Source organism: Halogeometricum sp. S3BR5-2 (assembly GCF_031624635.1).
Lineage (GTDB): Archaea > Halobacteriota > Halobacteria > Halobacteriales > Haloferacaceae > Halogeometricum > Halogeometricum luteum.
This window is the reverse complement of sequence record NZ_JAMQOQ010000001.1, coordinates 697827-723116: the sequence shown is the minus strand read 5'-3', so window position 1 is coordinate 723116 and position 25290 is coordinate 697827. Positions and strand designations below refer to the sequence as shown.

The following is a 25290-nucleotide window of genomic DNA, read 5'->3' as shown; positions in this document are numbered from 1 at the left end:
TTCGGTCCCCCCCGTCAGCGTTCGGGGTCGATGTCGAGGTCGGACTCGGATTCGAACCGCGCTTCGCGCCGACGCTGTTCTTCTCGTATCCGTTCGTCCCACTCCTCGAACAGTCCGTACTCCGTCATCTTCGTCATCCCCGCGACGGCCGCCCGGAGTTTGATACCGACGAGCGGAATCTCCGCGACGGTGACGACCACGTCGGCGTCGAGGACGGCGCCGTCGCGCAGGAGCACGTCCACGAGGTCGACCACCGCGTCGTCGTCACTCGGCGGGTCCGGTTCCATTCGTCTCCTCCTCTTTCGTTCCTCCCTCCGCGGGTTCGAGCGCGTCCGGCGCGAACGTGTACGGCGGCCACGGCCCGGTGAACCGAACCGACGCCCCGTCCTCGTCGGCGACGGTGTCGAGGTACTCCCCGACGGCGTCGCACTCCCCCTCGTCGGCGAGGACGGCGAATCGGGCCGTCGGCCCCGTCGGCGCCTCGGTCAGCGGCGTCTGCGGCGCGTCGCCGAGTTCGCGCACCTCGTCGGTCCGCGACTCCAGTTCCGCGACGAGTTCGTCCGCGCGCGCCCGCCGCCTGCGTTTCACGAGCTCTGAGAGCCGCTTGTCGTACTGCTTCTGTACGAGAAACGCCGTCCCCTCGGAGGCGTTCGAGAGCTTCTCCGATAGCTCCGCGAGTCGCTCGTCGTCGCCGCCGACCCGTTCGGCGAGGTCCTCGCGGTCCCACTCGACCTCCACGCGGTACTCCCACCGGCCGGCCAGCGAGTCCAGCGCCTCCGAGAGCGTCTCCTCGTTCGCCCGTAACCACTCGCGTATCGTCCCGTCGCCGCCGCGGACGATGGTGTCGAAGCGGAACGGCACCGGCGTCCCGAACGCCTCGCCGACGTCCTCGACGGCGTCCTGGTGGTCGTACAACCACTCGCGCACCTCGTCGGGCGCGTCCGACTCGTACGGTTCGCTGCGCTCGTGGACGACCGCCGAGAGTCGCTCGGTCGAGACCACGGAGAGCGGCGCACCGCCGACGCCGCGGGCGTCGAGTCCCGCGGCGGCGTCGTCGTCCCGGCGGACGACGCAGTAGAGGTAGCGGCCCTCGGAGCCATCGCCCCCGTCGGGCGCCCCGTCAGCGTCGCTCACGCGACCCTCCCGCGTCGGGCGGCGCCGCGCCGCCGTTGTCGCCTCTTCGACGCTCTTCCGTGCGGACCTGGTGGACGGCGTCGGCGACGAGCGAGTCCAGGTCGCCGCGCAGTTGGTCGACCTGCTGGTCCACCCCTTGGTCCTCCTTCAACCGTTCGAGGTCCTCTTCCAACCGGGCGAGGTGGCTCCCGAGGCGCTCTATCTCCTCGTCGGTGAGGCGCCCCGACTCCATGCGGCGGATGGCCTCGCGTTCGAGCGCGTCGACCAGTATCTCCACGACGGCGACGACGACGGCCGTCAGTCCGTTCGCGCCGTCCTCGTCGACTTCGACCGTCGTCATTCTCCGTCGTCCTCCTCGTTCTCGTCGTTCTCGTCGTCTCCATCGTCTCCGCCGTTCCCGTCGTCCTCCTCGTTCCCGCCGCCGCCGCGGGTCTCATCTTCGCTCTCGTCGTCCGACTCGTCCTCGCCGCCGCTCGTCTCATCTCCGTTCTCGTCGGCCTCGACGGAGCGCTCGCTCGCCTCCTCGCCTATCTTCGCGTTCATCACGTCGACGGAGCGGTCCTCGCGGCTCCTGCCGGTCTCACCCTCGTCGTCGCCTCGCTCCCCTTCGAGTCCGGGGCGACCGGACGGCGACATCTTGGCCCGCCGTCGGCGCTCGCTCGCCGCCTCGACGGCCTCCATGTCGGTCCCCGAAGGGAACTCCAGGCCGAACTCCGAGGCCGTCTCGAACGACGCCAGCGCCGCCCGGAGGCGGATGCCGAGCAGTTCCGTCTCGCCGACGGAGACGACGATGTCGGCGTTGAGCACGACGCCCTTGTCGAGGAGGAGTTCGACCACGTCCGCGAGGCTGTCGGAGTCGCGCCCCGGACGGACCGGATCAGGCATCGTCCTCCTCCTCCTCCGTCCCCTCGGCGAACTGGTCGAACCGCGACCCGTACACCCGCTTTCGGTTCGGCGCGTTGGAGTACTTCGACTCGGCCGGCACGGTCGAGTACTTCGTGTCGGCGTCGGCGACGCCGCGCGAGGCGGCGAGCGTCGAGTACGCCGTCGGGTTCCGCGAGTCGGGTTGACCGGTTCGCTCGACGCGTTCGCGGTTCTCCTCGCGCAGTCGCTCGATGCGGTCGTGCGTGCGGACGAGGCCGTCTCGGAACTCGTCGACGCTGTCGGAGAGCTTCGACTGTATCGCGGTCTGGTACGCTTCGTCGGGCAGTTCGACGTCGTCTTTCTCGTCGTCGCCCGTTATCGCGTCCTTGGCGTCTCCGGCGTCGACGTCGATCAGTTCGTCGTCCTCGTCCGCGCTCTCGTCGGTGAGGTCGTCGACGAACGGGAGGGTATCGTCCTCGTCGGTCTCGTCGAGTTCTTCGAGGGCCTCCTCGAACTCGCGTTTGTTCCGCCAGACGTCGCGCACGTCGACGGAGTCCCACAGTTCGCCGATGTCGATGACGGCGAGCAGTTTCCGGAGGCGAATCGCCTCCTCGGGGTCGGCGTTCGTTATCGCCTCCGAGAGGTTCTCCTCGTGTATCACCTCGTCGGCGTCCTCGGCGTCGACGGCGTCGGGGAGGTCCGTCAGGTCGATGGCGTCGAGCAGTTCGTCCGCCTCGTCGACGACGACCTGCAGGTCGCGCAGAATCTCCGCCACTTCGGAGTCGTCCTCGCCGTCGGCGTCCATCGCGGCCTCGCTCAGCTCCAACGCCCGAATAACGAGCGAGGAGACGTCCATCTCGCTCTCTCCTTCGACCGCCGCGTCGCGCTCCGCGCCCTCCGCACGCTCTTCGTCGCTCATCGCTGCACCACCACCTTGTCGCTGAGTCGCTCGCGGGCGCGTTCGGCGGCGTCGAGTTCGGACTCCAACCGGGCGCGCTCGCGTTCGTACTCCGCTTCGTCGCGTTCGCCTATCTCGTAGAGCAGTTGGTTCTCCTTGAGGTCGCTCTGGATTGACTCGGTGTCGTACATCTCCTGGACCGCCAGCGAGTGGAGCACGTCCACCACGTTCGTGATGGGCCACAGGAGGATGTCGTCGAGGAGGAACACGGTTACTGCGCCTCGATTTCGACGTCGACGAAGTTGTAGGGCGCCCACGGCCCCGTGTACTGTACGGTCGCGTCGGGGTAGTCGTCTTCGAGTTCGGAGACGACCTCGCCGAAGGCCTCCTGAGCGTCGCGGTCGACGAGGTACGACCGGTTGAACAGCAGGCGCTCGGAGTAGAGGTCGTTCTCGGCCTCCTCGTCGCTGACGGCGACGAGTCGCTCGGAGACGTCGGCCGCCACGTCCTCGCGGGTCAGCGCCCCGTCCTCGGAGCCGACGATTTTGACGCCGAGTTCCACCTTCCCGTCGACGTCCATCAGCGCCTTCCGGAAGGCGCGTCGCCCCCCGCGCATGACGCTCTTCAGCGTCCGCGCACTCTTGAACGCCATCCCGAACTGCATCGGGACGACGGTCCGACCCTCGCCCTCCATCATCACCTCTCTGAGTACCTCGTCGTGCGCCCGCGTGTTCTCGTCCGTGCGTTCGACGTCGACGTCGTCGATGGGCGTCACCACCGCCGACAGCGTCCGAAACGTCACGGTCTGGACCGGGCCCTCCCCCTCGACGCCCTCGACGTCCAGTTCGAGGTCCTCGGCCTCGATAACGCCGTACGCGTACAGATGAGAACTCATGGCAGTATTGGTGGAAAATTCGCCGGATGAACCCGTATAGCTTTTGGCTCGCTCGCCGACGAAACGAAACAGAAATATACCTGAACGGGACAGTTAGCCGTTATTTTTCTCGGACGGCCGAATGATTAAATAACGTGACGCGATGAGGTCAGACGATGCCAGCAGATAGCCCGGATGCTTCCAGTTTGGCCGACGTGCTGGACCGAATCCTCGACAAGGGAATCGTTATCGACATATGGGCGCGCGTGTCCGTCGTCGGTATCGAAATCCTGACCGTCGAGGCCCGTATCGTCGCCGCCTCGGTGGACACCTTCCTGACATACGCGTCAGAGATGGCGAAAATAGAGAAAGCGAGTCAGGGCGACTTAGAGGACCTTCAGGAGATAGACATTCGGCGCGCGAACCCGCAAGCGTCGCCCGACGCCTCCTGAGGAGGCCTGACCCGTGCCCGACCAGTGTAGGGCCGTCACCGAGGGTGGCGAGCGATGTTCGCGCCCCGCGAAGGAGAACGGCTTCTGTCACCAGCACGGTCCCGAGAACGAGACCGTCGACGAGGCCGACGCGGCGGAGACGACCGACGCCGAGGACGACGACGAACGCGAGGACTCCAACGTGCCAGAAGACACCGACTCCGAAGAGGAGACCGAATCAGCCGACTCGACAGAGAGCGACCGCGACTCCGACTCCGAAGCGGACGCCGAAGAGCAATCGCAGGAGTCGACGGAATCGAAATCAGAATCGGACGCCGAGGACGAGGAGTCGCAGGACGAGACGGACTCCGACTCCGACTCCGATTCCGATTCCGACTCCGAAGAACCCGCGAACATCGTCACCGTCCGAAACCGGGTCCGCGACAAAGTGCCCGAACTCATCGGCCGCGAGTTGGACGGCGTCACCAGTCTGATGCGCGGCGAGGACGGATGGGTGGCGACGGTCGAACTCATCGAGCGTCGGTCCGTGCCGGACACCCAGGACCTCATCGGACAGTATGAGGTGTCGCTGACCGACGACGGGGTCATCCACGAGTACCGCCGCCTCGAGACGTACCGGCGAGTCGAAGGCTCCGAGTACGAGGCCTGAAACGGGCGCTTTCGCTACCTTTCTCATCCTACACCCGTCGGTCGGACGGGTGACAAGTTGATAACGCTCGGGCGCGTACCGACGGTGATGTCACTCACACTCGTTCCGTTGTTCCCGGGTATCCCCGGCGGTCCCGAACTCCTCATCGTCCTCCTCATCGTCGTCCTCCTGTTCGGCGCGAACAAACTCCCGAAACTCGCGCGCTCGTCCGGGCAGGCGATGGGCGAGTTCAAGCGCGGCCGAGAGGAGATCGACCAGGAACTGCGCTCGATGAGCGAAGGTGACGCGGACGCGGCGGACGACGCCGAGTCGGCCCGCGACGCCGAAGAGGAGACCGACCGAACTTCGACCGCCTGAATCGGACGCCACTCCTTCTCGACACCGACCTTTCGCCGCGAGCGGCGCCGCCGGTCGCCAGGCGCTAGTCTCCGACCGTCGGCCCGCGGCGTCGACACCGATTCCTTCACGAAGCCGTGACGAGCGCCGACGCCGACTACGAAACCGCCGCTCAGTCGCCCGTCGCGGCGTTCGGGGCCGTCGCGCTCGCGGTACGGTAGTAGGTGGCGAGGAAGACGCCCGTGGCGACGACGATGAACGCCGCCGCGGTGAGGAAGGCGGCCGTCGTCGACACGAAGTCCTTGATGCTGCCGACGAGCACCGGCCCGGCGACCTGTCCGATCTTCCACGAGATGGAGCGCAGGGACATGCTGGAGGCCACCGAATCGAAGCGCTCGCCCTCCTCGACGAACAGCGCCATGCTCGCCGGGAGGCGGATGCTGTCGGCGACGCCGAGGATGCCGTAGGCGGCGAACAGCGCGAAGAACGCGCCGCCGAGCGCCTGCGACCGGCCGAAGGCGTGGAACTGGACGGGGTCGACGGTGCCCTCGAAGTAAAAGGAGAGGGGGATGAGCGCCGTCCCGAGACCGTACAGCACCGCGCCGGCGGCGACGAACAGGTGTCTCGACCCGAGTCTGTCGGTCAGGTCGCCCATGTAGCCCTGCGCGAGCGTCTTGGTCAGCTTTCCGCCGGCGAGAATCCAGCCGATGGCGAACTCGTGGATGCCGAACTCGACTTTGGCGACGATGGGCAGGAAGATGATGACTGCCATCTTGCCGACGCTGAACGCGAGGCGGAACGCCACGAGCGAACGTATCATCGGCCGGTCGAGGAGGGCGCGGAGCGTCTCCGTCCCCGTCGCCTCCTCGGGGTCCTTCCGGCCGCCGGGGTTCTCGCGCAGGTAGCGCCAGACGAGGAGGAACGCGGCGACGGTGACGGCGCTGAGCACCGTGTAGACGACGTGCGTCTGGTAGGCGTACAGGAGGTAGCCGCCGACGACGTCGCCCGCGAGACTGGAGAAGGCGGCGACCTGATTGTACGTGCCGAGCCACCGACCGCTGGCGTCGTCGGGGCTTATCTCGCCGACGACGGTCGACCCGGTGATCCAGAGGAGACTCGCCCCGAGTCCCTGGAGCATCCGCATCAGGATGACGTGGACGGAGCTCTGGACGAAGGAGAAGCCGACGAAGACGGCGACGTTGATCGCGAGGCCGACGAGCAGGTAGCGCTTGGCGTTGCCGGTGTCTATCTTGCGACCGAGCGGGAGGACGATGAGCAGTTGGACCGCGGCGAAGGCGGTGCCGAACAACCCTTCGACGAATCCGGTGGTTCCGAACTGCTCGGCGTAGAGGGCGAGAGCGATGAGGATGGTCGAGTACGCTTGACTGCGGGCGAACGCCGTCCCCGCCAGCGCCGCGAACTCTCGGTCCCGGAGGAGGCCCAACGTGCCCCCCGCTTCTTCGCCCATCGGTGTTCGAACCGAAACGGTCCGAGGAGGTTAAATCACATCATCCGGGAAACCCGTGCGGGGTACTCTCAGACCCTGAGAACACCGAACGACCGTGAACGACGAGGAGAGATGGACGACGGCGCCGCTGCTGAGAAGTCGAATACGGTATGAATGGTGGACGGCGGGGTTGCCCGGCGTTCCGGTGCGGGGAATCCCGGTTGCCTCCTCCACCCCGCGATCCGTCGAGCGACACACGTTCGGCGGTCCGCTGCTCGCTTCCGCGCCTGGCGGATTGCCACCGATTAACCGCGTGCAACCGACCCTGCGGCCGGCGTTCACGGTCCGCTGTCCCCGACGGACGAGGTTTCTACGTTGGCTCCCGGGGCCCGCACCGGTCTGACCGGACGCGCCCGAGTTCGGTCCCTGCTAAAGGCCGAAGTTGCAGGTGAAGGGCAGGGCCTAGCTGCCCGACCTAGTCCATCTCCTAGTGAGAGCGCCGCCGCATAAGGGGCTTTCGACTTCTGCCGCCGCGAAACCGACGGACGACGGGCGGGCGTTTCGGCGTTTTAGCGTTTCGGCGTCTCGACGGGTCGGCGGGTCCGGCGGGTCGGGTCGGGCCTCCTCCTCGTTCTACGCTTCGCGCTTACGCGAGGACGCCGCGGGCGTAGGCGCTGGCGGCGACAGGTATCACGGCGCAGACGGCGACGACGGCCCAGCGGTGGTTCTCGATCCAGGCGTACTCGGCGGGGAAACTGAACAGGAGCGTCTGGTCGACGGAGAGCGCCCACAGGAGGGCGAGCGCCAGCATCGCGACGCCGAGGACGAGCGTCAGTCCCGCCACCGTCGCGGGTTCGGTGCGCTCCTGCGCGCCGGCGAGGAAGACGACGACGCTCAGGAGGCCGAGGAAGCCGACGACGGAGACGCCTGCCGGTCCGGAGGCGTAGTAGTCGGCGACGAGACCGCTCCCGGCGGAGACGAGAAGCGCGGGCGCGAAGACGACGACTGCGAGGAGGAGCGAAGCGACGGCGCCGGCGGTCGGCGCGACGGTGTCGTTTGCCATATCGAGCGTCGGCGCGCCCGCGGGGTAAAACGTTCACATTCGGATTCGGGACGCCGCGCGGCCCGCGTCCGGTCCCGTCGGTCGGGGCGACTTTGCGTTCGACGGGGAAGGGAAACGGGTAAACGGACGGCCCCGAGTCCGTAGGCATGGACAGCGTAGCAGTCATCGGCGCGTCGATGACCCGGTTCGGGCAGCGCGACGCGTGGATACGCGAGTTGCTCGCGGAGGCGGGGCAGGCCTGCCTCGACGACGCCGGCGTCGAACCCGACGCCGTCGACCACCTGTACGTCTCGAACATGGCCAGCGGGGAGTTCGAGGGCCAGACGGGCGTCCCGAACGCGTTGGCGCAGGACCTCTCGGCGGTGCCGGCCTACACGGCTCGCATCGACCAGACGTCCTCGTCGGGCGGGGCGGGCATCTACGCCGCGTGGCAGTCCGTCGCCTCGGAGGCGTCGGAGATGACGCTCCTCGTCGGCGGCGAGAAGATGACCCACCGCTCCACCGCGGAGGCGACGGACGTCATCGCCTCCCTGACGCACCCCGTCGAGTACAAACACGGCGTCACGCTCCCGAGTTTCGCCGGTCTCACGGCGCGTCTCTACCTCGACGAGTACGACGCGCCCCGGGAGTCGCTCGGCAAGGTGGCCGTGAAGAACCACAAGAACGGCGTCGACAACCCGCACGCGCAGTTCCGCAAGGAGGTGGACTTGGAGACCGTTCTCGACTCGCCCGTCGTCGCGGACCCCCTCCGCCTGTACGACTTCTGCCCCATCACCGACGGCTCCGCGGCCCTCCTCTTCTGCCCGGAGTCCGTCGCCCGCGAGTACGCCGACGAGTACGTCGTCATCTCGGGCATCGGCGGCGCGACGGACACCCACGTCGTCCACGAACGCGCCGACCCGACGACGATGGGCGGCGTCGTCAACTCCTCCGAACAGGCCTACGAGATGGCCGACATCGACCCCGACGATATCGACGTGGCCGAACTGCACGACATGTTCACAATCTTGGAGTTCCTCCAGTCCGAGGACCTCGGCTTCTTCGAGAAGGGCGAAGGCTGGAAAGCGGTCGAGGAGGGCGTCACGGACCGCGACGGCGACCTTCCCATCAACACCTCCGGCGGTCTGAAGTCGAAGGGCCATCCGCTCGGCGCGTCGGGCGTCGCGCAGGCGTACGAGATTTACGCGCAGTTGACGGGTCAGGCGGGCGACCGGCAGGTCGAGGCCGAGACGGGTCTGGCCTGCAACGTCGGCGGGTTCGGCAACTGCGTTACGACCACCATCATGGAGGCGCGAGAATGAGCCACGAAGACGGAGACCACGCGATGGAGGCGTACCGCTACCCCGACGGCAGCATCACCTACCCCGGCCACCCCATCGGTCCCGGCGGCGAGGAGGCGGTGGACACCGTCGACCTGAGCGAGTACACCGCCGAAATCGTCACGTGGACCACGTCGACGGCGACGCCGCCGGGCGTCCGCGAACCGAACTCGCTGGCCATCGTCGAGTTCGACGTCGACGGCGAACCCGTCCGCGCCATCGGCCAACTCACCGAGGCGGACGCGAAGGACTCGGACGTCGAAATCGGCGACGAGGTCCGACCCGTCTACTGCGAGGAACTCCGCGACCCCGAGGCCGGGATTCGAGAGCCGGAAAGTCAGGAGTGGGACGGGTTCCGCTTCGACCCGGTCTGAGCCGGTATGAGAGCGGGTCTTCCGGTTCGGAGCGGAGGTTCGACCCGGTCTGAGCCGGTGTGAGAGCGGGTCAACCGGGAGACCCGGCGCATCACACTTCTCCGGCGCTATCGGTCCCTTCGTCCTCCACGAGTCGGAGCGGGCCCCTCTCATCGACTGGGAGGAGTGGCCTTCGCTCGCACGTCGACCGTCGAGAGGGCCTCCGTCGCCGTCTCTCCGGGCGACGCGGCGTGCGCCGTGAGCGTCCGGCCGCTACCGTTCGTCGTCCCCGCCGTCGCCGCCGTCACCCGCGTCGCTCGACCGCGTGCCGTTCGACTCGGCGTCCGCGCCGTCGTCGCCGCGGACTTCCCGCCGTATCGATTCCAACTCCGCGTCTACGTCGACCTGCGGAGAGTCCTCTTCGTCCTCGTCGGTCACGTCGATGACCGCCGAGTCGCCCCGCCCGTCGCGCCCGTTCCCTCGGTCGCCGTCTCCGCCCCGCCGTCCGCCCTCGTCGCGTCCGCGGTCGGACTCTCGCTCTCGGTAGCCGTACTTCGAGCGCTTCCGGTCGCGTTCGGCCTCGTCGATGCGGGCCTCTATCTCGCCCATCAGGTCGCGGGCGTCGGTGACGATGCTCCGGGACTCCTCCTCCTCGGGGAGGCCCGAGAGGGCGTCCCGCAGGTCGTCGATGGCGCGGTCGACGCCGGAGAGCGCCTCGCGTCCCATCGTTGTCGTGGCGAGTCGCTCCGTCGTCGAGCGCCGCCGGTCGTCGGCGTCGAACGCCGAGCGCTGCGGGTCGGCGAGGCGGAGGACGCTCCGGAGGAGTTCCAAGGAGCGGACGGTCGCCTCCAGCATCGAGATTATCGTGGGGATGGTGTACTCCTCGGTGAAGCGGAGCATCTCGCCGAACGAGGGCGGGCGCGGTATCGGGCGGTCGCCGTCGTCGCGGGAACCGTCCTCGCGTCGCCCCCGTTCACGCCGCCGGTAGCCGTAGCGCTCCGCCTGCCGCGCGGTCGGGCCGCCGCGGCGGTCGCGTCGCTCTCGTCTCCCGGCGGGTCGGTCTCGGTCGTCCCGGCCGTCGTCGCCTCCGGCGGTCCCGTCTCGCTCTCGCGCTTCGAGTTCTTCCCGGAGGTCGCCGAGCGTCCGGTCGAGGTCGGCGAGGAGGTCCGCGAGGTCGTCGTCGGGGTCACGGTCGCGGTCGCGTGGGTCGCTCATGTACCATCCTTTGCGACCCGGAGAGAAAAACTGTCGCCGCCGCGGGGGCGGGTGGGATGGAACCCGTTCCGCTTCGTCCGGTTTCGTTCCGCCGCGCCTACTCGAACGTCCCGCGCTGGTACTGCACCGGCCACTCGACGTCCTCGTCGAGTTCGTGGGCGGCCTCCAGGGAGAAGTAGGGATTGCGGAGATGTTCGCGCGCGAGGATGGCGAGGTCGGCTCTCCCATTCCGGATTATCTCGTCGGCCTGTTCGGGTTCGGTTATCTTCCCGACGGCGCCGACGGCGATGTCGGTGTTCTCCTTCACTCGCTCGGCGTAGGGGACTTGGTAGCCCGGACCGGGTTCGGGCACCTCTTGGTCGGGGTGGATGCCGCCCGCGCTGACGTCGACGAGGTCCGCGCCGGCGTCGGCGAGGAGGGGAGCGAGGCGGGTCGACTGTTCGACGTCCCAGGACTCGCGGTCCGGGAGCCAGTCGGTCGCGGAGATGCGGACGAACACGGGCTTGTCGTCGGGCCACACCTCGCGCACCGCGGCGGTCACCTCGCGGACGAGGCGCGTCCGGTTCTCGAAGGACCCGCCGTAGTCGTCGTCGCGGGCGTTCGTCACCGGGGAGAGGAACTCGTGGAGGAGGTAGCCGTGCGCGGCGTGCACCTCGGCTATCTCGAAGCCGGCGTCCAGCGCTCGCTCGGCGGCCGCGCGGAAGTCGTCGATGACGTTCTCGATGTCCTCGACCGTCATCTCACGCGTCGCGGCCGTCTCCTTGCTCTCGTAGGGGTACGCCTCGGACCCCGGCGCGACGGTCTCCCACCCGCCGTCGTCCTCGGCGATGGGCTGGGAGCCCTCCCACGGGACGGTCTTGCTGGCCTTCCGACCGGCGTGCGCCAGTTGGATGGCCGGGACGCTCCCCTGCCCGCGGACGAACGCGGCGATGTCGGAGAGGGCGTCGGCGTGTTCGTCCGACCAGATGCCGAGGTCCCCCGGCGTGATTCGACCCTCGGGCGAGACGGCCGTCGCCTCGGTCATCACGACGCCCGCGCCGCCGACGGCGCGACTGCCGAGGTGGACGAGGTGCCAGTCGTTCGGCATCCCGTCCTCGGAGGAGTACTGACACATCGGCGAGACCATCACGCGGTTCGGGAGTTCCGTCCCTCGGAGGGTGAGGGGACTGAACAGCGACTCTGTCATCGCTCCCCAGTAACGCCGGGACGGGAAAACCCCTACCGACCCCGGAACGCGAGTGGGGGTACCTCGAAATTTAGGCGGACCAAAACAGACTTATGCTCCCGCCCGTCACGGAGAGGTATGGACGGTCTCGACGCCGACGAACGCAACGGTCCCGACGCCCCGGAATCGACGGTCGACGCCCACCGGTCCTCGCCCGACCGGACGGTCTTCACGGAGTCCGGTAACCGCGACGCGTGGATCGCGGTCGACACCGACTCGACGCTCGCTCTCGAACGGTAGTCGGCGCCGCTTTTCGCGTCTCGTCCTGTCTGGTCTCTCGTCCGCCGCAGCGACGGCTCTCGGGCTCTCGTTCTCGTCTCGAAAAAGCGGGTTCGTTCTCCGCGAGGCGACGCGGCGATTCGAGCGGTGCGCTGCTTACTCGTGGTGGATGGCGTCCTCGGTGACGAGCGTGTCGTCCTCGAGGTAGTGCTCGATGTGGTGGGCGTCGTCCTCGACGTGCTCCATGTTCTCGCGCAGGATGTGCGCGGTGGTGGGGTCGCCGAGGTTCTCGGCGAGTTCGACGTGCTCGCGGAGCGTCTCGATGATGTCGCCGTACATCTCCATGTCGTTGCGCAGCGACGTGCGGATGTCGTAGACGTCCTGCCCCTCGTGGGAGACGGGCGCGTGCTCTTCGAGCGCCTTGCCGCCCGAGACGGGGACGCCGCCGAGGGCCTGCGCGCGCTCCGCGAGTTCGTCGGCGAACACCTCGGCGTGCTCGTACGCCTCCTCTAAGAACACGTGGAGGTCGAGGAACTCCGCGCCCTCGACGACCCAGTGGTGCTTCTTCAACTGGTGGTACAGGACGTACGTCGCCGCGAGGTCCGTGTTCAGCGCGTCGACGAGCTGCTCGGCGCGGTCGGCGTCCATCCGGAGCGCTTCGCTTCCTTCCACGACGTCCGCGGGCTGGCGAACGTTCTTCTGAGTACTCATGTGCACTCGTTTGTTGACGCGCCGTCGACTTAGTCCTTTCTAACCTGAGAATATTTTTTGGCTAATCAAAAACTACTCTATCCTGTTTAGGCAAGCCAAACTCGCATATCCGATTACGACGACTGACCGCCTCCAGCGCGTTTTTACGCGCTCGACCCGTCGAAAGCAACGTGCGCGCCGTTTCGCTCCTCCCGTCGGCGACCGAACTCCTGTTCCGCCTCGGCGTCGACCCAGTCGGCGTCTCGCACAGTTGCGACTACCCGCCGGCGGCGCGCGACCTGCCGACGCTGACGAGCACCGCCGTCGCCCACGGCGCGGACCGTTCGGCCGCGGACATCGACCGGCAGACGCGGATTATCGAGGGAAGCGTCTACGACATCGACGCCGAACGACTCGCCGACCTCGACCCGGACGTGGTCGTGACGCAGGCGACCTGCGAGGTGTGCGCCGTCGACGCCTCCGACGTCCGCGCCGCCGTCGACCGCCTCGGACTCGACGCGACGGTGGTGACGCTCGACCCCCACTCGCTCGCGGACGTCCTCGACGACGTGACTCGCGTCGGCCGGGCCGTCGGCGTCCCCGACCGCGCCGCGTCGCTCAGGGCCGACCTCGCGGCCCGCGTCGAACGCGTCACCGAGCGAGCGTCCGCGGCGGAGACCCGCCCCCGAACCGTCGTCCTCGACTGGACCGACCCCGTCATCGCCGGGGGCCACTGGGTGCCCGAGTTGGTCGACCGCGCCGTCGGGCGTCCGGGGTTGGTGACCGAGGGACCGTCGACGCCGCAGCGGTGGGCCGACGTCCGCGCGTTCGACCCCGAGGTCCTGTTCGTCGCGCCGTGCGGGTTCGACGCCGACCGCGCGGAGTCGGCGGTGGACGACCTGCGCACGCGCGAGGGCTGGGCGGACCTCTCGGCGGTGTCGGCGGGTGAGGTGTACGCCGTCGACGGCAACGGCCACGTGAACCGACCGGGACCGCGACTCGTCGACACGCTGGAACTGTTCGCCGCCTGCCTCCACCCCGAGCGGTTCGACGCGCCCGCGCCCGACGCCGTCCGTCGGGTCCGCGCGGCGTCGCGCGCGTAGCCGGCGCCCGTCAGTCGACCGACCCGACGAACGACCGCTGCTCCGCCACCTCCTCGGGGTCCAGCGACCACAGCAGATCGCGCTCCCCCCGGTTGAGCGCCGCGGCGACGCTGCCGTCCGGCCGGACGACCAGCGACCGCCCGGCGTACTCCGTCGGGTGCGCTCCCGGCGCGTCGCGCCGGCCGGTCCGGCCCGCGCCGACCACCCAGCGGACGCCGTCGAGGGCGCGGGCGCGGCAGAGCAGTCGCCAGTTCTCCGAGTACGCCGCGGGCCAAGCGCCGACGACGAACAGGGCGTCGACCCGCGCGTCGGTCATCGCGGCGCTCTCGCCGACGAAGTTCAGGTCGTAGCAGGTCAGAAGGCCCGTTTTCCCGACGGGGGTGTCGACCACGACGCGTTCCTCTCCCGGTTCGAGCATCTCCCGCTCTCCGCCCCACAGATGCCGCTTCCGATAGATTCGACTCGTTCCGCCCGGACGGACGTACGCGGCGGCGTTGTACAGCGTCCCGCCGTCGCGTTCGGCGTACCCCGCCAGCACGTCGACATCGCTCTCGGCGGCGACGGCGGCGAGTCGCTCCGTCGCCTCGGCCCGTTCGAGGGCGGCGTCGCGGAGTCTGTCGTCGGCGACGAACCCGGTCAGCGCGTACTCGGGGAAGAGGACGACGTCGGCATCGGCGACGACTGCCGTGCGGTCGCGAATCGCTTCGAGGTTTCGCTCCGGCCGCAGGTCCGCGACGGACAGTTGCGGGACGGCGACGGTTGGAGAGGTCACGTCCGTCGGCGCGGCGCCGCCGGGCAAAAGTCCTCGGCTCGTCGAAGCCCTCCGCCGGCCGAAGGGAAACGCTCTTTTCGTGGACGCGCGGACTGTTGGTATATGAGCGACGGGGACGACGAGACGCCGGCTGAGACGCCGGACGAGACGGAAGAGACGCCGGAGGACGCGCACGAAGAGACCTCCGAAGCCGAATCCGACGAGACCGAGTCGGAACCCGACGAAGAGGTCGAAGAGACCGAAGAGGCGGAAGCCGACGGCGAGGCCGAGGAGGCCGAAGAGGCCGAAGAAACCGAAGAGACGGACTCCGAGTCCGAATCCGAGGAGGAGACCGAGTCGGACTCCGAAGGAGAGACCGAGGCCGAGGAGACCGAAGAAGAAGCCGAGGAGACCGACCTGGAGAGCCCCACGGCCGAGAAACTGAACGAGCGCCTCGACGACGCCGAGGAGGACCTCGAAGCGGCCGAGACGGAGGACGACCTCGACGACGTCGAGGCGAAACTGGACGACATCGAGTCGGACATCGAGGCCGCCGACCTCCCCGAACCGGACGAAGACGCGGAGGAGGACGACGAGGAGGAGGTCGAGGACCCCCGCGCGGAACTCGAAGCCCGCCTCTCGGACCTCCGGGAGGACCTCGAATCCCAGCGCGGCCCGTACGCCGAGGACGTGGTCGAGGACATCGAGTCGGCGAAGACGAAGATAACCGACACCCGCTGGACCGAACGCGGGCAGGGCGAAATCGTCGAGGTGGTCGAGTCGTTCACGGCCGACGTCAACGAGATTCTCGGCACCTCCGTCTCCGTCGACGGCGAGGCCGAGGAGAACCTGACCGTCGCCCTCGACGAGGCCGGCGACGCCGTCGAGTCGGCCGGACTCGACGCCGACGAGGACGAGGAGACCATCGCCGAACTCCTCGAGGCGACCGACGAGTTGGAGGCCGGCCTCGAAGACGCCCAGGAGTGGGACGACCTGCAGACGAACGAGAAGCTCCGGGCCGAGGGGTTCTTCGACGTGCTCGGCCACTACAAGGACTTCCCGCCCGAACTCTCCGCGGTTCTGGAGTGGGAGCAGCGCGGCCGCGCCGACATGATCATGCTCGCGAAGGACAACCTCCAGTCGGAGTTCATGCAGGCGCACTGCATGGACGCGTTCGTCCGCATGGGCGACCCGTCGGTGTTCGACGAGATGCACCAACTCGCCGAACGCCGGAACAAGAAGGCCATCCGGGCGCTCGGAACGATGGGGTCGGGGGCCGACGACGCCGTCGAGACGCTGACGGAGTACGTCGACGCCGACTCCGACCCGGCGCTCCAGAAGGTGACGTTCAAGGCGCTCGGCGAAATCGGCTCGCCCGCCGCGACGCAGGCCGTCGCGGACAAACTCGTGATGGACAACGACAACGTGCGACCGTACGCCGCCCGGTCGCTCGGCCTCATCGGCGACACCCGAGCGGTGAAGCCGCTGAAGGACACGCTGGCGAACGACGACAACGACACCGTCCGCGCCGCCGCGGCGTGGGCGCTCCGTCAGATCGGCACGAAGGAGGCGCTCGAAGCCACCGCCGAGTACTCCGACGAGCGCTCGTTCCTCGTCCAGCACGAGGCCGACCGCGCGAACGACAGCCTCGGCGACACCGACGCGCCGCGAGCGTAATCTCTCGTCTCCGCCGTCCCGACTTCTCGCTTTTTCGTCTTCTGAGCGACGGGTCCCGTCTCGAATCTCTCCCGACCGCGGGTTCAAATAGGAGGCCGCGGCCACTCCCGCCGTGTCGAACGTCAGCCGCCTCCTCCGCGTCGTCCTCGTCTGCGCACTCCTCTGGCAGTCCGTCGGCGCCGGTGTCGGTGTCGGCATCGCCGTGGGCGGCGGTCCCGGTCCCGATGCCGATGCAGGTGCCGGCGTCGGACTCGCGGCCGCCGCGGGCGACGACGGCGGCCCGGCCGTCGTCGGCGCCCATCCGAACCCCGTCGCGGCGGACGACGCGGGCGAGTACGTCGCCGTCCGCGTCGCCGGCGCCGCGAACCTCACGCTCTCGGACGGCGAGGACACCGTACGAGTTCCGCGCCGCGGGGGCGTCGTCGCCCTCTCGTCGGACCCGAACGCGACGCGCGCGGTGACCGACCGCCCCGTCGTCCGCGCGGACCTCTCGCTGTCGAACGCGGGCGAACGCCTCGTGCTCCGTCAGGGGGAGGTAGTCCTCCACCGAGTCGAGTACGGGAACGCCCCCGAGGGCGAACGCTGGAACGCCTCCGCCGACCGGTGGATGCCCGTCGGCTTGGACCTGCGTGACCCCGTTGCCACCGGGTCCGCGGACGCGACGGCGTTCGTCCTCCCGGACGCACCCGGCGTCGCCGTCGAGACGCTCCGCTCGGCCGACGAGCGACTCTTCCTCGCTGGCTACACGCTCTCCTCGGACCGCGTCGCCGAGGCCCTTCTCGCCGCCCACCGGCGCGGCGTCCGCGTGCGCGTCCTCGTGGAGGGGTCGCCCGTCGGCGGCGCCTCCCGCGCGCAGGCGGCGACGCTGGACCGACTCGTCGCGGCCGGCGTTCCGGTCGCCGTCGTCTCCGGCCCGCGGGCGAAGTTCTCCTACCACCACGCGAAGTACGCCGTCGTCGACGACCGGTCACTGGTGCTCACGGAGAACTGGAAGCCGTCGGGGACCGGCGGCCGCGACAGTCGCGGGTGGGGCGTCCGCGTCGCCTCCGAGCGAACGGCGGACGAACTCGCCGCGGTGTTCGCGGCGGACGCGACGGGCCGGGGGGTCGTTCCGTGGGACGAGTTCCGGCAGGGTCGCGAGTTCGTCGACGACGCGCCCGCAACGGCGGCGTATCCCGCGCGCCTCCCGCCCGAGTCGGTCCGCGCGACGGAGGTGCGAGTGCTCACCACGCCCGGCAACGCGGGCCAAACGGTTATCGAACGGATCGACGGCGCCGAGGAGCGAATCTCGGTCGTCAACCCCCGCATCGACCCGGAGGGTCGGTTCTTCGCCGCTCTCGTCCGCGCGGCCCGCCGGGGCGTCTCGGTGCGACTCCTCCTCTCGAACGCGTGGTACGACGCCGAGGAGAACGAGGCGGCGGTCGCCCGCGCCGACGAACTCCGGGAGTCGGGGCTCCCCATCGAGGCGCGAATCGCCGACCCGCGGGGTCGGTTCGGCAAGGTGCACGCGAAGGGCGCCGTCGTCGACGGCGAGGTGGCTCTCGTCGGTAGTTTGAACTGGAACGACCACGCCGCGACGGAGAACCGCGAGGTGGTGCTCGAACTGCGTGGAGACGAACCGGCGGATTACTACCGCCGGGCGTTCGACGCCGACTGGGGGGCCGCGGGCGGCGGAGTTGGCTCTGGCCTCGGCGGCGCCGACCGAACGACGTGGCTCCTCGTCGCCGGCGCACTCGCGTCGGCGGTGCTGGCCGGACTGATACTGAAGAAGACGGTTCGGTTCGAGCGGAGATAAAACGACGCGAGCGCGTTACTCGGCGTCGACGGGCGCCTGCGTGGACAGTTCCGCGTCGAGTTCCGCGTCGGCCATCTTCTCGACGAGGCTGTCGATGACCTCCGAGCGCATTCCCTTGACGAACTTGATGGACCCGACGACGAGGTGGCCGCCGCCGGAGACGCCGCCGCCGACGACTTCCTCGTTGAGTTCGGCGACCATCTGCGGGATGTCGAGGCGGACGCCGTCGGAGCGGAGGACGGCGAAGTCCGGGCCGTAGCCGATGGTGATGACGGGTTCCTGCATCTCCTGGACCTTCCGGTCGTGAATCTTGCCGGTGGTCTTGCCCGGCGCGGGGTAGGTGAAGCGGTGCGCCCACTCGTCCAGGTCGATGGTGTAGAGGTGCGCGCCCGAACTGAGCGTCTCGTGGTCGACGTGGGATTCGGCGGCGTCGAGTTGGCGGTCCACGTCGCGTTCGGCGCGTTCGGCGAGGAATTCGATGAGTTCCTCGTGGCGGGCCTCGTCGTCGCAACCGACGTTGAGCACGTCGTTGACGATGGACTGCCCGTCGCTGTAGCGAAGCCAGTGGGCCGCGTAGTCGAGGGCCTCGCCGATGTCGAGCAGTTCCTCGCGGTCGTACCCCTGCGCGGCGGCGAGTTCGACGAAGTCGTCCATCGCCTCGGCCTTCGAGCGGTCCGAGAGACCGGCGACGGCGGGGACGTGCTTCAACTCGTCCGTCAGCGAGGGGTCTATCATCCGCGCGAGTTCGACGCACATCATGCCCGTCGTGATGCGGTAGTCCTCGTCGTACAGGTAGGGGTTGACGTGGGCGTCCAGCAGGGGTTCGACCGCCTCGGGGTCGGGGTGGTGGTGGTCGACGACGGCGAGGGGGACGTCGTAGTGCGCGAGGTTCTCGTAGGCGGGCACGTCCTCCTCCGTCGACCCGTTGTCGAGCATGAGTAGGAGGGGCAGACGCTGGCCGTGTCGCGCGCGGCCCTCCAACGCGAAGTTCAGGTCGCGGGTCACGTCCTCCATCTCGTAGAACGGCGCCTTCGAGGGGAGGCGCTTGATGAGGTGCCGCGGGGCGTCCTCGTCGTCGTGTACCTCGGCGATGAAGTTCTCCAGGGCGAGTTGGACCGGGACGGACGCGCACATCCCGTCGCCGTCGGCGTGGTGGCGGACGCGGATGGGGCGGCCTTCGAGGACGGTCCGGCGCAGGAGGCGGGCAACGTCGCGTAGGTCCTCACGGAGTTTCTCGAACTCGGGCCACTCGACGAGGGGTTCGACCTCGTTCGGTTCGGCGCGTTCGTCGAGGGCGGCGTCGAGGCGTTCGCGGGTCTCGGCGGCCGCCTCGTCGTCGAGTCTCGTCATCGACTCGACTTCGAGTTGGAGGGCGTCCTCGTGGCTCTCGGCGGTGCCGCTGACGCGGACCGCGTCGTCCAGTTCGACTTCGGGGTGCGCGCGGACGCCGGCGTCCTCGAAGGCGGCGGCCGAGACGATACCGGTGTCGTCGGCGATGCGGAAGACGGTGGGGCCGCCCGTCTGTTTGATCTGCGCGACGACGCCCTCGACGAACGCCTCGTCGCCGGGTTCGAGGTCCTCGATGGGCGTGATGTCGGGTTCGTAGTCGACGGTGACGGTGCGGTAGTCGTCGAAGTCGACGGCGGCGAACGCCACGTCGCCGTTCTCGCGGACCTCTTCGAGGGTGACGACGAGGCGGTCGCCCACCTCGTAGGTGCGGTCGAGGTTCGACTCGTGGACGAGGCCCGACACCTCGTCGGAGATGTCGACGAAGACGCCGTACTCGACGACGCCGTTGACGACGGCGTGGTAGTTGGCGCCGACGTCGGTATCGTCGAGCGTGCAGTTCGGTGCGAGGTCGTAGACGACAGGTCGCGAGTCCGCGTCCGAATTCGAACCGGACTCGCCGCCGGAATCCCCGGCGTTTTCGACGGTCATAGTGGGAGGGAATCGTGGCCGCCGGTTAAGACTTTACATGCGCGTCCGCGGCCGACGCGCCCGAATCCGGACCGATGGCGGACGGCGCGGCCCTCAGTATCCCAACTCGTCGAGCGTCCCCCGGAGGCGCGGCAGGTAGGCGTCGCCGAAGTGCCTGACGTGTTCGAGGAGGGGGTGGACGCCGTAGACGGCCGCGCGCGTCTCGAAGAACCCCTCTCCGATGCCGCGTCGCTCGTCGTAGCGGTCCCAGAACGCGTCGCCGAACGACCCGAACAGGGCGACGTAGGCGAGTTCGACCTCGGGGTGGCCGTAGTATATCGCCGGGTCGATGAACGCCCGCACTGCCCCGTCGCGGACGACGACGTTCCCGCGCCACACGTCGCCGTGAACGAGGGCGGGCGCGTCGGGTTCGGTCAGAAGCGAGTCGAGGTCGGCGGCGAGGTCCCCCACCCGCTCTCGGTCGTCGGCCGGCAGTTTCCCCTCCGCGACGCAGGCGTCGGCGCAGTCGAGCAGTCGGTGCTCGCGGAAGAACGCGACCCACGAGTCGGTCCACGGGTTCGGGAGGGCGAACGCGCCGCTGAGCGTGTCGAACGGGAACCCGCAGCGGTCGGCGGTCACGCCGTGCAGCGCGGCGAGGTGGTCCGCGGCGTCGCGTTCCACCGAGGGGGTGACGCGGCCGTCGCCCTCGACGTACGCCATGAACAGCAGGTCGTCCGACGCCTCGTACACCTCTGGAACCGGCAGCGGCGATTCTTCGGACAAGTAGCGGAGCATCTCGGCCTCGACGGTCAGGGACGTGTTTCCGACTTTCGCCGCGACGGGGTCGCGGTCGGCGAAGTCGACTCGGTACACCGTCCCCACCTCGCCGCCGTCGAGTTCGGCGAGCGTCGAGACGGGCGATTCGAACCGCGACTCGGCGCGGGCGCGGACTGCGTCCGGTCCGGGGGGCGTCTCGTCCGTCCCGCCTGTCGCGTCGGTCACGCCTCCGCGTTCGCGCCCCGCGGTCCTGAGTGTGACGCTCCGGGCGCCGCACCGCAGTCGTGCGGTTTGCTCGCCCCCCGGACCGGAACTCTTAGATGCCGACGCGCCGGACGTTGCGTATGCGCCTCTTCCGGTCGAAGGAGATTCTCGGAATCGCCGAGGAGGCACTCGACTTCGCGTTGGAAGCGTCGAAGGAGACCCACCCCAACGAGTACATGGGCTTTCTCCGCGGCGAGGACGCCCGCCGCGTCGGCCTCGACGAGTCGGGCACCGTCATCACCGACGTACTCATCGTCCCCGGAACGACCTCGAATCCCGTCAGCGCCACCGTCCGAACGGACATGATACCGAACGACATGCGCGCGGTCGGGTCGATTCACTCGCACCCCAACGGCGTCCTCCGCCCGAGCGACGCCGACCTCGACACGTTCGGACAGGGTCGCGTCCACCTCATCCTCGGCCACCCCTACCGCCGGAGCGACTGGCGCGCGTTCGACCAGGAGGGCAAGCCGACGACGCTCGACGTCCTCGACGTCGACCTGCCGGACCCCGAATCGTTCTTCGACTTCGACGAGGCGGACCTCGGTCTGGACCTCGACGACGAGACCGAATGACGCGGCGCGTCATCGCGCAGGGGACGTTCGACATCCTCCACCCCGGCCACGTCCACTACCTGCGCGACGCCGCCGCCCTCGGCGACGAACTGCACGTCATCGTCGCCCGCCGGGAGAACGTCACCCACAAGCGAAAGCCCGTCCTGCCGGACCGCCAGCGCCGCGACATGGTCGACGCCCTCGCGTCGGTGACCGAGGCGCACCTCGGCCACCGCGAGGACATCTTCGTCCCCATCGAGCGCATCCGCCCGGACGTCATCGTCCTCGGCCACGACCAGCATCACGACGCCGACGGCATCCGCGAGGCCCTCGCCGCCCGCGACATCGACTGCGAGGTGACGCGCGCCTCCGCGCGCGAACCCGCCCACGAGGACGAACTGCTCTCGACCGGCCGCATCATCGACCGCATCCTCGCCGAACGGGGGGGCGGTGGCGACCGGAATCCGGGTTCAGACGCGTAATCCGCGAATCCGCACCGTTGAGTTTCCCCCGCCCCAAGCGGACGCCATGACCGACGACCCGCCGGTGGAGTTCCACGAGTCGATGGGGAACACGAGCCTCCGCGTCCGGAGGTTGGCCGACGACGGCGCCCCGCACGGGACGATGGTCGTCGCGAACGAACTCACCGCCGCGCGCGGCCGGACGGGGAACGCGTGGGCCGCCCCGCCGGGCGGCGTCTGGACGAGCACGCTCCTCCGACCCGACCTGCCGACCGAACGGGTCGGCCGCCTCACGTTCGCCGGCGCCTTGGCCGTCGTCGACGCCGTCGCTCCCCTCGCCGTCGACGCGCGCCTGAAGTGGCCGAACGACGTCGTCGTCGCGGACGGCGCGGACGGCCGGCCGAAGAAACTCGCCGGCGTGCTCACCGAACCCGTCGTCGACGGCGTCCCGGTGCCCGGCAAACCCGTCGACGAGGTGTTCGGCGACGACGGCGTCGACGTCGAGTACGTCGTCCTCGGCGTCGGTATCAACGCGAACCTGGACCCCGCCGACCTCGAACTCGACAGGCCGGCGACGACGCTCCGCGCCGAAGTCGGGTCGGTCGACCGGGAGGCACTCGCGGAGCGACTCCGCGACGCCCTGTGCGCGCGGTGTGCGGCCGCCGAGTCCGACGAGGGGTTCGCCGCCCTCTTAGACGAGTGGCGCGACCGCGCGGAGACGCTCGGGTCGCGCGTGACGGTCAGTCGACGCGGCGGTCCGGACGTCGCCGGCCTCGCGCGCGACGTCTCCGCGCGCGGCGGACTGCTGGTCGAGACCGAGGGAGAACCCGTCGAGGTGACCGAAGGGGAGGCGACGCGACTGCGAGCGTCGGAGTCGTAGGCGACCGTCGTCCGGTCGAAGGAAGTCGGAAAAATCGAGGTCGAGGAGAGGGTCGGCGGTCGAAGCGTCGCGTTACTGCGCCGGTGCAGGTGCGGCCGCGGGCGCCTCGATGCTTCCGCTCCCGCCGCTACTGCTGCTGTTCTGCTGCTCGTCGAGCCAGTTCTGGTACTCCTCTTGGGAGACGACTTCGACGGTGAAGTACATCTGCGAGTGGGAGACGCCGCAGTACTCCGAGCAGTAGCCTTGGTACTCGCCCGTCTCGTAGGGGACGGTCTTGATGGTGTTAACCTGACCCGGGAAGGCGTCGGTCTTCAGCGCCAACTCGGGGACGTGGAACCCGTGTATCACGTCCCTCGAAGTGACTTGAATCACCACCGGCCTGTCCTCCGGCACCACTATCTGCGTGCCCGTGGTGAAGTTACCGTTCTCGGGGTAGGACATCTCCCAGCCCCACTGGTACGCCTCGGCGTGGACGACGACCGGTTCCTCCTGTTGGTCGGCCAGGTCGGAGCCGGGGTAGGTGACGTTCTCGTTCGCCAGCACGCCGTAGGAGGCGACGCCGACGAACAGCAGGATGATGGCCGTGGCGATGGTCCACGTGATTTCGAGCCGCCGGTTCTCCTTCGTCGGCAGCGGGTTGTCGTTGTTCCGGAACTTCACCACCGCGTAGAGGAGGATGACCTCGACGAGGACGGTGATGGGAATGGCGATGTACAGAAGCTTGCTGTTCAGCTCGTTGATGAGTTCGGCGCTCGCCGACGCCTGCGCCGCGGCGGGGCCCGCGAACGCCGCCAAAACGAACACCGAGAACGCGGAAACGAGCGCTAAACGCGTCTTTCGCATCTTATTGCAGGCTTAGGAACAAACGCCTAAATAGTTGCTGTCTTTTCGTCGCGCGGTCCCCCGGAGCCGGGAAAGCGCGGGTCCTAAATACGCCGCACTCGAACGGTCCGTAGGTGACTACTCGTGGAACCGAACCGCACGCACGACCGTTTTCACGGCCTCCTCGCGGCCACCGCCATGGGGGTCTATCTCCTGCTGCTCGTCGGGGCGACGACGGCGCTCACCGACGCCGCGGCGGCCTGCACCGCCTGGCCCGTCTGCGGTGACGGCTTCACCGCGCCGACCACCGCCGACGGGTGGCTGGCGGTCGGCCACCGCGCCGCGGCCGTCCTCGTCGGCCTCCTCGGCGTCGTCACGCTGGTCGCCGGCGTCCGCGCCGACGTGAGCCGACGCGTCCTCGGCGCGATGGTCGTCGCCGGCCTGCTCTACCCCGTCCAGTCCGCTCTCGGCGCGTTCGTCGCCGTAGACGGCCCGTCGGCGACGCTGTCCACCGCCCACCTCGCGGTGGGGATGGCCATCTTCGGCGGCCTCGTCGTCGCCCTCGCGTGGACGCTGGAAGCGGACACCGGCGACCCGACCGACCGCCCCGAGAGCGCGCCCGAACCGGACCTCGCGCCCGAGGGCGCACACGACCCGGTCGTTCCGACCGACCCCGTCGCCCGCGCGAAGGCGACCGCCTACGCGTACTTCCGCCTGATGAAGCCGCGGCTGATGTGGCTGCTCTGTCTCGTCGCCTCGGCCGGCATGGCGCTGGCGGCGACGACGAGCGGCGGCCTCACGCCCGAAGTCGTCCTCGCCACCCTCGGCGGCGGCGTCCTCTCCATCGGCGCCTCGGGCACGTTCAACCACGTCCTCGAACGCGACATCGACCGCCGCATGGAGCGCACCAGCGACCGACCGCTCGCCGTGGACCTCGTCCCGGTGCGCCACGCCGTCGCGTTCGGCCTTCTCCTGGCCGCCGCCTCGGTGGCGCTGTTCGCGTGGGTGAACGCCCTCGCGGCCGTCCTCGGCGTCGGCGCCATCCTCTTCTACAGCGTCGTCTACACCCTGATTCTCAAACCGAACACGGTGCAGAACACCGTCATCGGCGGCGCGGCCGGGGCGCTTCCCGCCCTCATCGGCTGGGTGGCCGTCACCGGCTCCGTCGGCTTCGGCGGCCTCGCGCTCGCGGCGGTCATCTTCCTGTGGACGCCCGCGCACTTCTACAACCTCGCCCTGGCCTACAAGGACGACTACGCCCGCGGCGGCTTCCCGATGATGCCCGTCGTCCGCGGCGAGACCGAGACGAGAAAGCACACGCTGTGGTACCTCGGCGCGACGCTCGTCGCCGCCGGCGCGCTGGCGGCGATGGAGGGGCTCGGACTCCTCTACGCGCTGACGAGCATCGTCTTCGGCGGCGTCTTCCTCTACTACGTCGTCCGCCTACATTACGAACAGACCCAGTCGGCGGCGCTCCGGTCGTTCCACGCCTCGAACGCCTACCTCGGCACGCTGCTGTTGGCCGTGGTCGTCGACACCCTCGCCCTCTGA

Annotated in this window: 29 protein-coding genes and 1 other RNA gene; 13 read left to right on the top strand and 17 right to left on the bottom strand. The window is 69.1% G+C overall.

Annotated features, from left to right (window positions below):
• Positions 1 to 14: 14 nt before the first annotated feature.
• Genes gvpM through NDI79_RS03710 form a run of 7 tightly spaced genes read right to left on the bottom strand, consistent with a single transcriptional unit; the run spans position 15 to position 3791 of the window.
• A complete protein-coding gene (gvpM, locus tag NDI79_RS03740; protein WP_310927101.1) occupies positions 15 to 287 on the bottom strand; it encodes a gas vesicle protein GvpM in 273 nt (90 codons plus the stop codon).
• The gene (gene gvpL / locus NDI79_RS03735) at positions 265 to 1134 is read right to left on the bottom strand and encodes a gas vesicle protein GvpL (RefSeq protein ID WP_310927100.1); all 870 of its coding nucleotides are present in this window, start codon (positions 1132 to 1134) and stop codon (positions 265 to 267) included. Before gvpL ends, gvpM begins: the two co-directional genes overlap by 23 nt.
• Complete coding sequence (gene gvpK / locus NDI79_RS03730) at positions 1121 to 1474, bottom strand: gas vesicle protein GvpK (RefSeq protein ID WP_310927099.1); 354 nt, start codon at positions 1472 to 1474, stop codon at positions 1121 to 1123. Before gvpK ends, gvpL begins: the two co-directional genes overlap by 14 nt.
• The gene (gene gvpJ / locus NDI79_RS23565) at positions 1471 to 2019 is read right to left on the bottom strand and encodes a gas vesicle protein GvpJ (protein ID WP_425499563.1); all 549 of its coding nucleotides are present in this window, start codon (positions 2017 to 2019) and stop codon (positions 1471 to 1473) included. Before gvpJ ends, gvpK begins: the two co-directional genes overlap by 4 nt.
• Entirely contained in the window at positions 2012 to 2917 is a 906-nt protein-coding gene (locus NDI79_RS03720) for a hypothetical protein (RefSeq protein WP_310927098.1), read from the bottom strand. Before NDI79_RS03720 ends, gvpJ begins: the two co-directional genes overlap by 8 nt.
• On the bottom strand, positions 2914 to 3165 hold the full coding sequence (gene gvpG, locus NDI79_RS03715; protein WP_310927097.1) for a gas vesicle protein GvpG: 252 nt from the start codon (positions 3163 to 3165) through the stop codon (positions 2914 to 2916). Before gvpG ends, NDI79_RS03720 begins: the two co-directional genes overlap by 4 nt.
• Positions 3166 to 3167: 2 nt before the next feature.
• A complete protein-coding gene (locus NDI79_RS03710) occupies positions 3168 to 3791 on the bottom strand; it encodes a GvpL/GvpF family gas vesicle protein (protein WP_310927096.1) in 624 nt (207 codons plus the stop codon).
• 155 nt (positions 3792 to 3946) lie between these two features.
• On the opposite strand from NDI79_RS03710, the gene gvpA reads away from it, so the two are divergent.
• The 3 genes from gvpA to NDI79_RS03695 all read left to right on the top strand — a co-directional run bounded on the left by gvpA (position 3947) and on the right by NDI79_RS03695 (position 5228).
• Complete coding sequence (gvpA, locus tag NDI79_RS03705) at positions 3947 to 4222, top strand: gas vesicle protein GvpA (RefSeq protein WP_310927095.1); 276 nt, start codon at positions 3947 to 3949, stop codon at positions 4220 to 4222.
• Positions 4223 to 4235: 13 nt separating this feature from the next.
• Positions 4236 to 4871, top strand: a complete 636-nt coding sequence (gene gvpO, locus NDI79_RS03700; protein ID WP_310927094.1) for a gas vesicle protein GvpO, halophile-type — start codon at positions 4236 to 4238, stop codon at positions 4869 to 4871.
• Positions 4872 to 4958: 87 nt separating this feature from the next.
• Positions 4959 to 5228 carry a twin-arginine translocase TatA/TatE family subunit gene (locus NDI79_RS03695; RefSeq protein WP_310927093.1) on the top strand — a complete coding sequence of 90 codons (270 nt, stop codon included), beginning with the start codon at positions 4959 to 4961 and terminating at the stop codon, positions 5226 to 5228.
• A gap of 151 nt (positions 5229 to 5379) precedes the next feature.
• On the opposite strand, the gene NDI79_RS03690 is transcribed toward NDI79_RS03695, so the two are convergent.
• From NDI79_RS03690 to NDI79_RS03680, 3 genes are all read right to left on the bottom strand, one after another.
• Positions 5380 to 6675 (bottom strand): MFS transporter, encoded by a 1296-nt coding sequence (locus NDI79_RS03690; protein ID WP_310927092.1) that lies wholly within the window; start codon positions 6673 to 6675, stop codon positions 5380 to 5382.
• Between the two features lie 154 nt (positions 6676 to 6829).
• Positions 6830 to 7140: signal recognition particle sRNA (gene ffs, locus NDI79_RS03685), an RNA gene on the bottom strand.
• A 160-nt stretch (positions 7141 to 7300) separates the two neighbouring features.
• Positions 7301 to 7717, bottom strand: a complete 417-nt coding sequence (locus NDI79_RS03680; RefSeq protein ID WP_310927091.1) for a DUF7548 family protein — start codon at positions 7715 to 7717, stop codon at positions 7301 to 7303.
• A 146-nt stretch (positions 7718 to 7863) separates the two neighbouring features.
• On the opposite strand from NDI79_RS03680, the gene NDI79_RS03675 reads away from it, so the two are divergent.
• Together NDI79_RS03675 and NDI79_RS03670 are read left to right on the top strand one after the other, a co-directional pair.
• Entirely contained in the window at positions 7864 to 9018 is a 1155-nt protein-coding gene (locus NDI79_RS03675; RefSeq protein WP_310927090.1) for a thiolase family protein, read from the top strand.
• Positions 9015 to 9410 carry a Zn-ribbon domain-containing OB-fold protein gene (locus tag NDI79_RS03670; protein ID WP_310927089.1) on the top strand — a complete coding sequence of 132 codons (396 nt, stop codon included), beginning with the start codon at positions 9015 to 9017 and terminating at the stop codon, positions 9408 to 9410. The genes NDI79_RS03675 and NDI79_RS03670 overlap by 4 nt, the downstream gene beginning before the upstream one ends.
• Positions 9411 to 9662: 252 nt before the next feature.
• On the opposite strand, the gene NDI79_RS03665 is transcribed toward NDI79_RS03670, so the two are convergent.
• Positions 9663 to 10604, bottom strand: a complete 942-nt coding sequence (locus NDI79_RS03665; RefSeq protein ID WP_310927088.1) for a DUF7547 family protein — start codon at positions 10602 to 10604, stop codon at positions 9663 to 9665.
• Positions 10605 to 10701: 97 nt separating this feature from the next.
• The gene (locus tag NDI79_RS03660; protein WP_310927087.1) at positions 10702 to 11790 is read right to left on the bottom strand and encodes an NADH:flavin oxidoreductase/NADH oxidase; all 1089 of its coding nucleotides are present in this window, start codon (positions 11788 to 11790) and stop codon (positions 10702 to 10704) included.
• 117 nt (positions 11791 to 11907) lie between these two features.
• Here NDI79_RS03660 and NDI79_RS03655 point away from each other — a divergent pair, with 117 nt between their 5' ends.
• Positions 11908 to 12069, top strand: coding sequence for a hypothetical protein (locus NDI79_RS03655; RefSeq protein WP_310927086.1), 162 nt, complete (start codon positions 11908 to 11910; stop codon positions 12067 to 12069).
• A gap of 135 nt (positions 12070 to 12204) precedes the next feature.
• Here NDI79_RS03655 and dpsA read toward each other — a convergent pair whose 3' ends face one another.
• Positions 12205 to 12759, bottom strand: a complete 555-nt coding sequence (dpsA, locus tag NDI79_RS03650; protein ID WP_310923176.1) for a DNA starvation/stationary phase protection protein DpsA — start codon at positions 12757 to 12759, stop codon at positions 12205 to 12207.
• Positions 12760 to 12929: 170 nt separating this feature from the next.
• Between dpsA and NDI79_RS03645 the strand changes: the two genes are divergently transcribed.
• Positions 12930 to 13841 carry an ABC transporter substrate-binding protein gene (locus NDI79_RS03645; RefSeq protein ID WP_310927085.1) on the top strand — a complete coding sequence of 304 codons (912 nt, stop codon included), beginning with the start codon at positions 12930 to 12932 and terminating at the stop codon, positions 13839 to 13841.
• Positions 13842 to 13851: 10 nt separating this feature from the next.
• Here NDI79_RS03645 and NDI79_RS03640 read toward each other — a convergent pair whose 3' ends face one another.
• Positions 13852 to 14613 carry a carbon-nitrogen hydrolase family protein gene (locus tag NDI79_RS03640; protein WP_310927084.1) on the bottom strand — a complete coding sequence of 254 codons (762 nt, stop codon included), beginning with the start codon at positions 14611 to 14613 and terminating at the stop codon, positions 13852 to 13854.
• 102 nt (positions 14614 to 14715) lie between these two features.
• On the opposite strand from NDI79_RS03640, the gene NDI79_RS03635 reads away from it, so the two are divergent.
• Both NDI79_RS03635 and NDI79_RS03630 read left to right on the top strand, forming a co-directional pair.
• Complete coding sequence (locus NDI79_RS03635) at positions 14716 to 16269, top strand: HEAT repeat domain-containing protein (protein WP_310927083.1); 1554 nt, start codon at positions 14716 to 14718, stop codon at positions 16267 to 16269.
• A gap of 112 nt (positions 16270 to 16381) precedes the next feature.
• Complete coding sequence (locus tag NDI79_RS03630; RefSeq protein WP_310927082.1) at positions 16382 to 18064, top strand: phospholipase D-like domain-containing protein; 1683 nt, start codon at positions 16382 to 16384, stop codon at positions 18062 to 18064.
• A 15-nt stretch (positions 18065 to 18079) separates the two neighbouring features.
• Here NDI79_RS03630 and han read toward each other — a convergent pair whose 3' ends face one another.
• Together han and NDI79_RS03620 are read right to left on the bottom strand one after the other, a co-directional pair.
• Positions 18080 to 20002, bottom strand: a complete 1923-nt coding sequence (han, locus tag NDI79_RS03625; RefSeq protein WP_310927081.1) for a Hef-associated nuclease — start codon at positions 20000 to 20002, stop codon at positions 18080 to 18082.
• Positions 20003 to 20095: 93 nt separating this feature from the next.
• Positions 20096 to 20983 carry a fructosamine kinase family protein gene (locus NDI79_RS03620; protein ID WP_310927080.1) on the bottom strand — a complete coding sequence of 296 codons (888 nt, stop codon included), beginning with the start codon at positions 20981 to 20983 and terminating at the stop codon, positions 20096 to 20098.
• Positions 20984 to 21102: 119 nt separating this feature from the next.
• On the opposite strand from NDI79_RS03620, the gene NDI79_RS03615 reads away from it, so the two are divergent.
• Genes NDI79_RS03615 through NDI79_RS03605 form a run of 3 tightly spaced genes read left to right on the top strand, consistent with a single transcriptional unit; the run spans position 21103 to position 22917 of the window.
• Positions 21103 to 21597 (top strand): Mov34/MPN/PAD-1 family protein, encoded by a 495-nt coding sequence (locus NDI79_RS03615; RefSeq protein ID WP_310927079.1) that lies wholly within the window; start codon positions 21103 to 21105, stop codon positions 21595 to 21597.
• Positions 21594 to 22058, top strand: coding sequence for an FAD synthase family protein (locus NDI79_RS03610; protein WP_310927078.1), 465 nt, complete (start codon positions 21594 to 21596; stop codon positions 22056 to 22058). The genes NDI79_RS03615 and NDI79_RS03610 overlap by 4 nt, the downstream gene beginning before the upstream one ends.
• Positions 22059 to 22104: 46 nt before the next feature.
• Positions 22105 to 22917: a biotin--[acetyl-CoA-carboxylase] ligase gene (locus tag NDI79_RS03605; protein WP_310927077.1), complete on the top strand. Its 813-nt coding sequence runs from the start codon at positions 22105 to 22107 to the stop codon at positions 22915 to 22917.
• 72 nt (positions 22918 to 22989) lie between these two features.
• Here NDI79_RS03605 and coxB read toward each other — a convergent pair whose 3' ends face one another.
• Positions 22990 to 23760, bottom strand: a complete 771-nt coding sequence (coxB, locus tag NDI79_RS03600; protein WP_310927076.1) for a cytochrome c oxidase subunit II — start codon at positions 23758 to 23760, stop codon at positions 22990 to 22992.
• Between the two features lie 177 nt (positions 23761 to 23937).
• Here coxB and NDI79_RS03595 point away from each other — a divergent pair, with 177 nt between their 5' ends.
• Positions 23938 to 25290, top strand: coding sequence for a heme o synthase (locus NDI79_RS03595; protein WP_310927075.1), 1353 nt, complete (start codon positions 23938 to 23940; stop codon positions 25288 to 25290).

Coding starts and splice junctions, on each gene's coding strand:
- gvpM (WP_310927101.1), bottom strand. CDS start 287: ATGGAACCGGACCCGCCGAGTGACGACGACGCGGTGGTCGACCTCGTG.
- gvpK (WP_310927099.1), bottom strand. CDS start 1,474: ATGACGACGGTCGAAGTCGACGAGGACGGCGCGAACGGACTGACGGCC.
- gvpJ (WP_425499563.1), bottom strand. CDS start 2,019: ATGCCTGATCCGGTCCGTCCGGGGCGCGACTCCGACAGCCTCGCGGAC.
- NDI79_RS03720 (WP_310927098.1), bottom strand. CDS start 2,917: ATGAGCGACGAAGAGCGTGCGGAGGGCGCGGAGCGCGACGCGGCGGTC.
- NDI79_RS03710 (WP_310927096.1), bottom strand. CDS start 3,791: ATGAGTTCTCATCTGTACGCGTACGGCGTTATCGAGGCCGAGGACCTC.
- gvpA (WP_310927095.1), top strand. CDS start 3,947: ATGCCAGCAGATAGCCCGGATGCTTCCAGTTTGGCCGACGTGCTGGAC.
- NDI79_RS03695 (WP_310927093.1), top strand. CDS start 4,959: ATGTCACTCACACTCGTTCCGTTGTTCCCGGGTATCCCCGGCGGTCCC.
- NDI79_RS03690 (WP_310927092.1), bottom strand. CDS start 6,675: ATGGGCGAAGAAGCGGGGGGCACGTTGGGCCTCCTCCGGGACCGAGAG.
- NDI79_RS03680 (WP_310927091.1), bottom strand. CDS start 7,717: ATGGCAAACGACACCGTCGCGCCGACCGCCGGCGCCGTCGCTTCGCTC.
- NDI79_RS03675 (WP_310927090.1), top strand. CDS start 7,864: ATGGACAGCGTAGCAGTCATCGGCGCGTCGATGACCCGGTTCGGGCAG.
- NDI79_RS03670 (WP_310927089.1), top strand. CDS start 9,015: ATGAGCCACGAAGACGGAGACCACGCGATGGAGGCGTACCGCTACCCC.
- NDI79_RS03665 (WP_310927088.1), bottom strand. CDS start 10,604: ATGAGCGACCCACGCGACCGCGACCGTGACCCCGACGACGACCTCGCG.
- NDI79_RS03660 (WP_310927087.1), bottom strand. CDS start 11,790: ATGACAGAGTCGCTGTTCAGTCCCCTCACCCTCCGAGGGACGGAACTC.
- NDI79_RS03655 (WP_310927086.1), top strand. CDS start 11,908: ATGGACGGTCTCGACGCCGACGAACGCAACGGTCCCGACGCCCCGGAA.
- dpsA (WP_310923176.1), bottom strand. CDS start 12,759: ATGAGTACTCAGAAGAACGTTCGCCAGCCCGCGGACGTCGTGGAAGGA.
- NDI79_RS03635 (WP_310927083.1), top strand. CDS start 14,716: ATGAGCGACGGGGACGACGAGACGCCGGCTGAGACGCCGGACGAGACG.
- han (WP_310927081.1), bottom strand. CDS start 20,002: ATGACCGTCGAAAACGCCGGGGATTCCGGCGGCGAGTCCGGTTCGAAT.
- NDI79_RS03615 (WP_310927079.1), top strand. CDS start 21,103: ATGCGCCTCTTCCGGTCGAAGGAGATTCTCGGAATCGCCGAGGAGGCA.
- NDI79_RS03610 (WP_310927078.1), top strand. CDS start 21,594: ATGACGCGGCGCGTCATCGCGCAGGGGACGTTCGACATCCTCCACCCC.
- NDI79_RS03605 (WP_310927077.1), top strand. CDS start 22,105: ATGACCGACGACCCGCCGGTGGAGTTCCACGAGTCGATGGGGAACACG.
- coxB (WP_310927076.1), bottom strand. CDS start 23,760: ATGCGAAAGACGCGTTTAGCGCTCGTTTCCGCGTTCTCGGTGTTCGTT.
- NDI79_RS03595 (WP_310927075.1), top strand. CDS start 23,938: ATGGGGGTCTATCTCCTGCTGCTCGTCGGGGCGACGACGGCGCTCACC.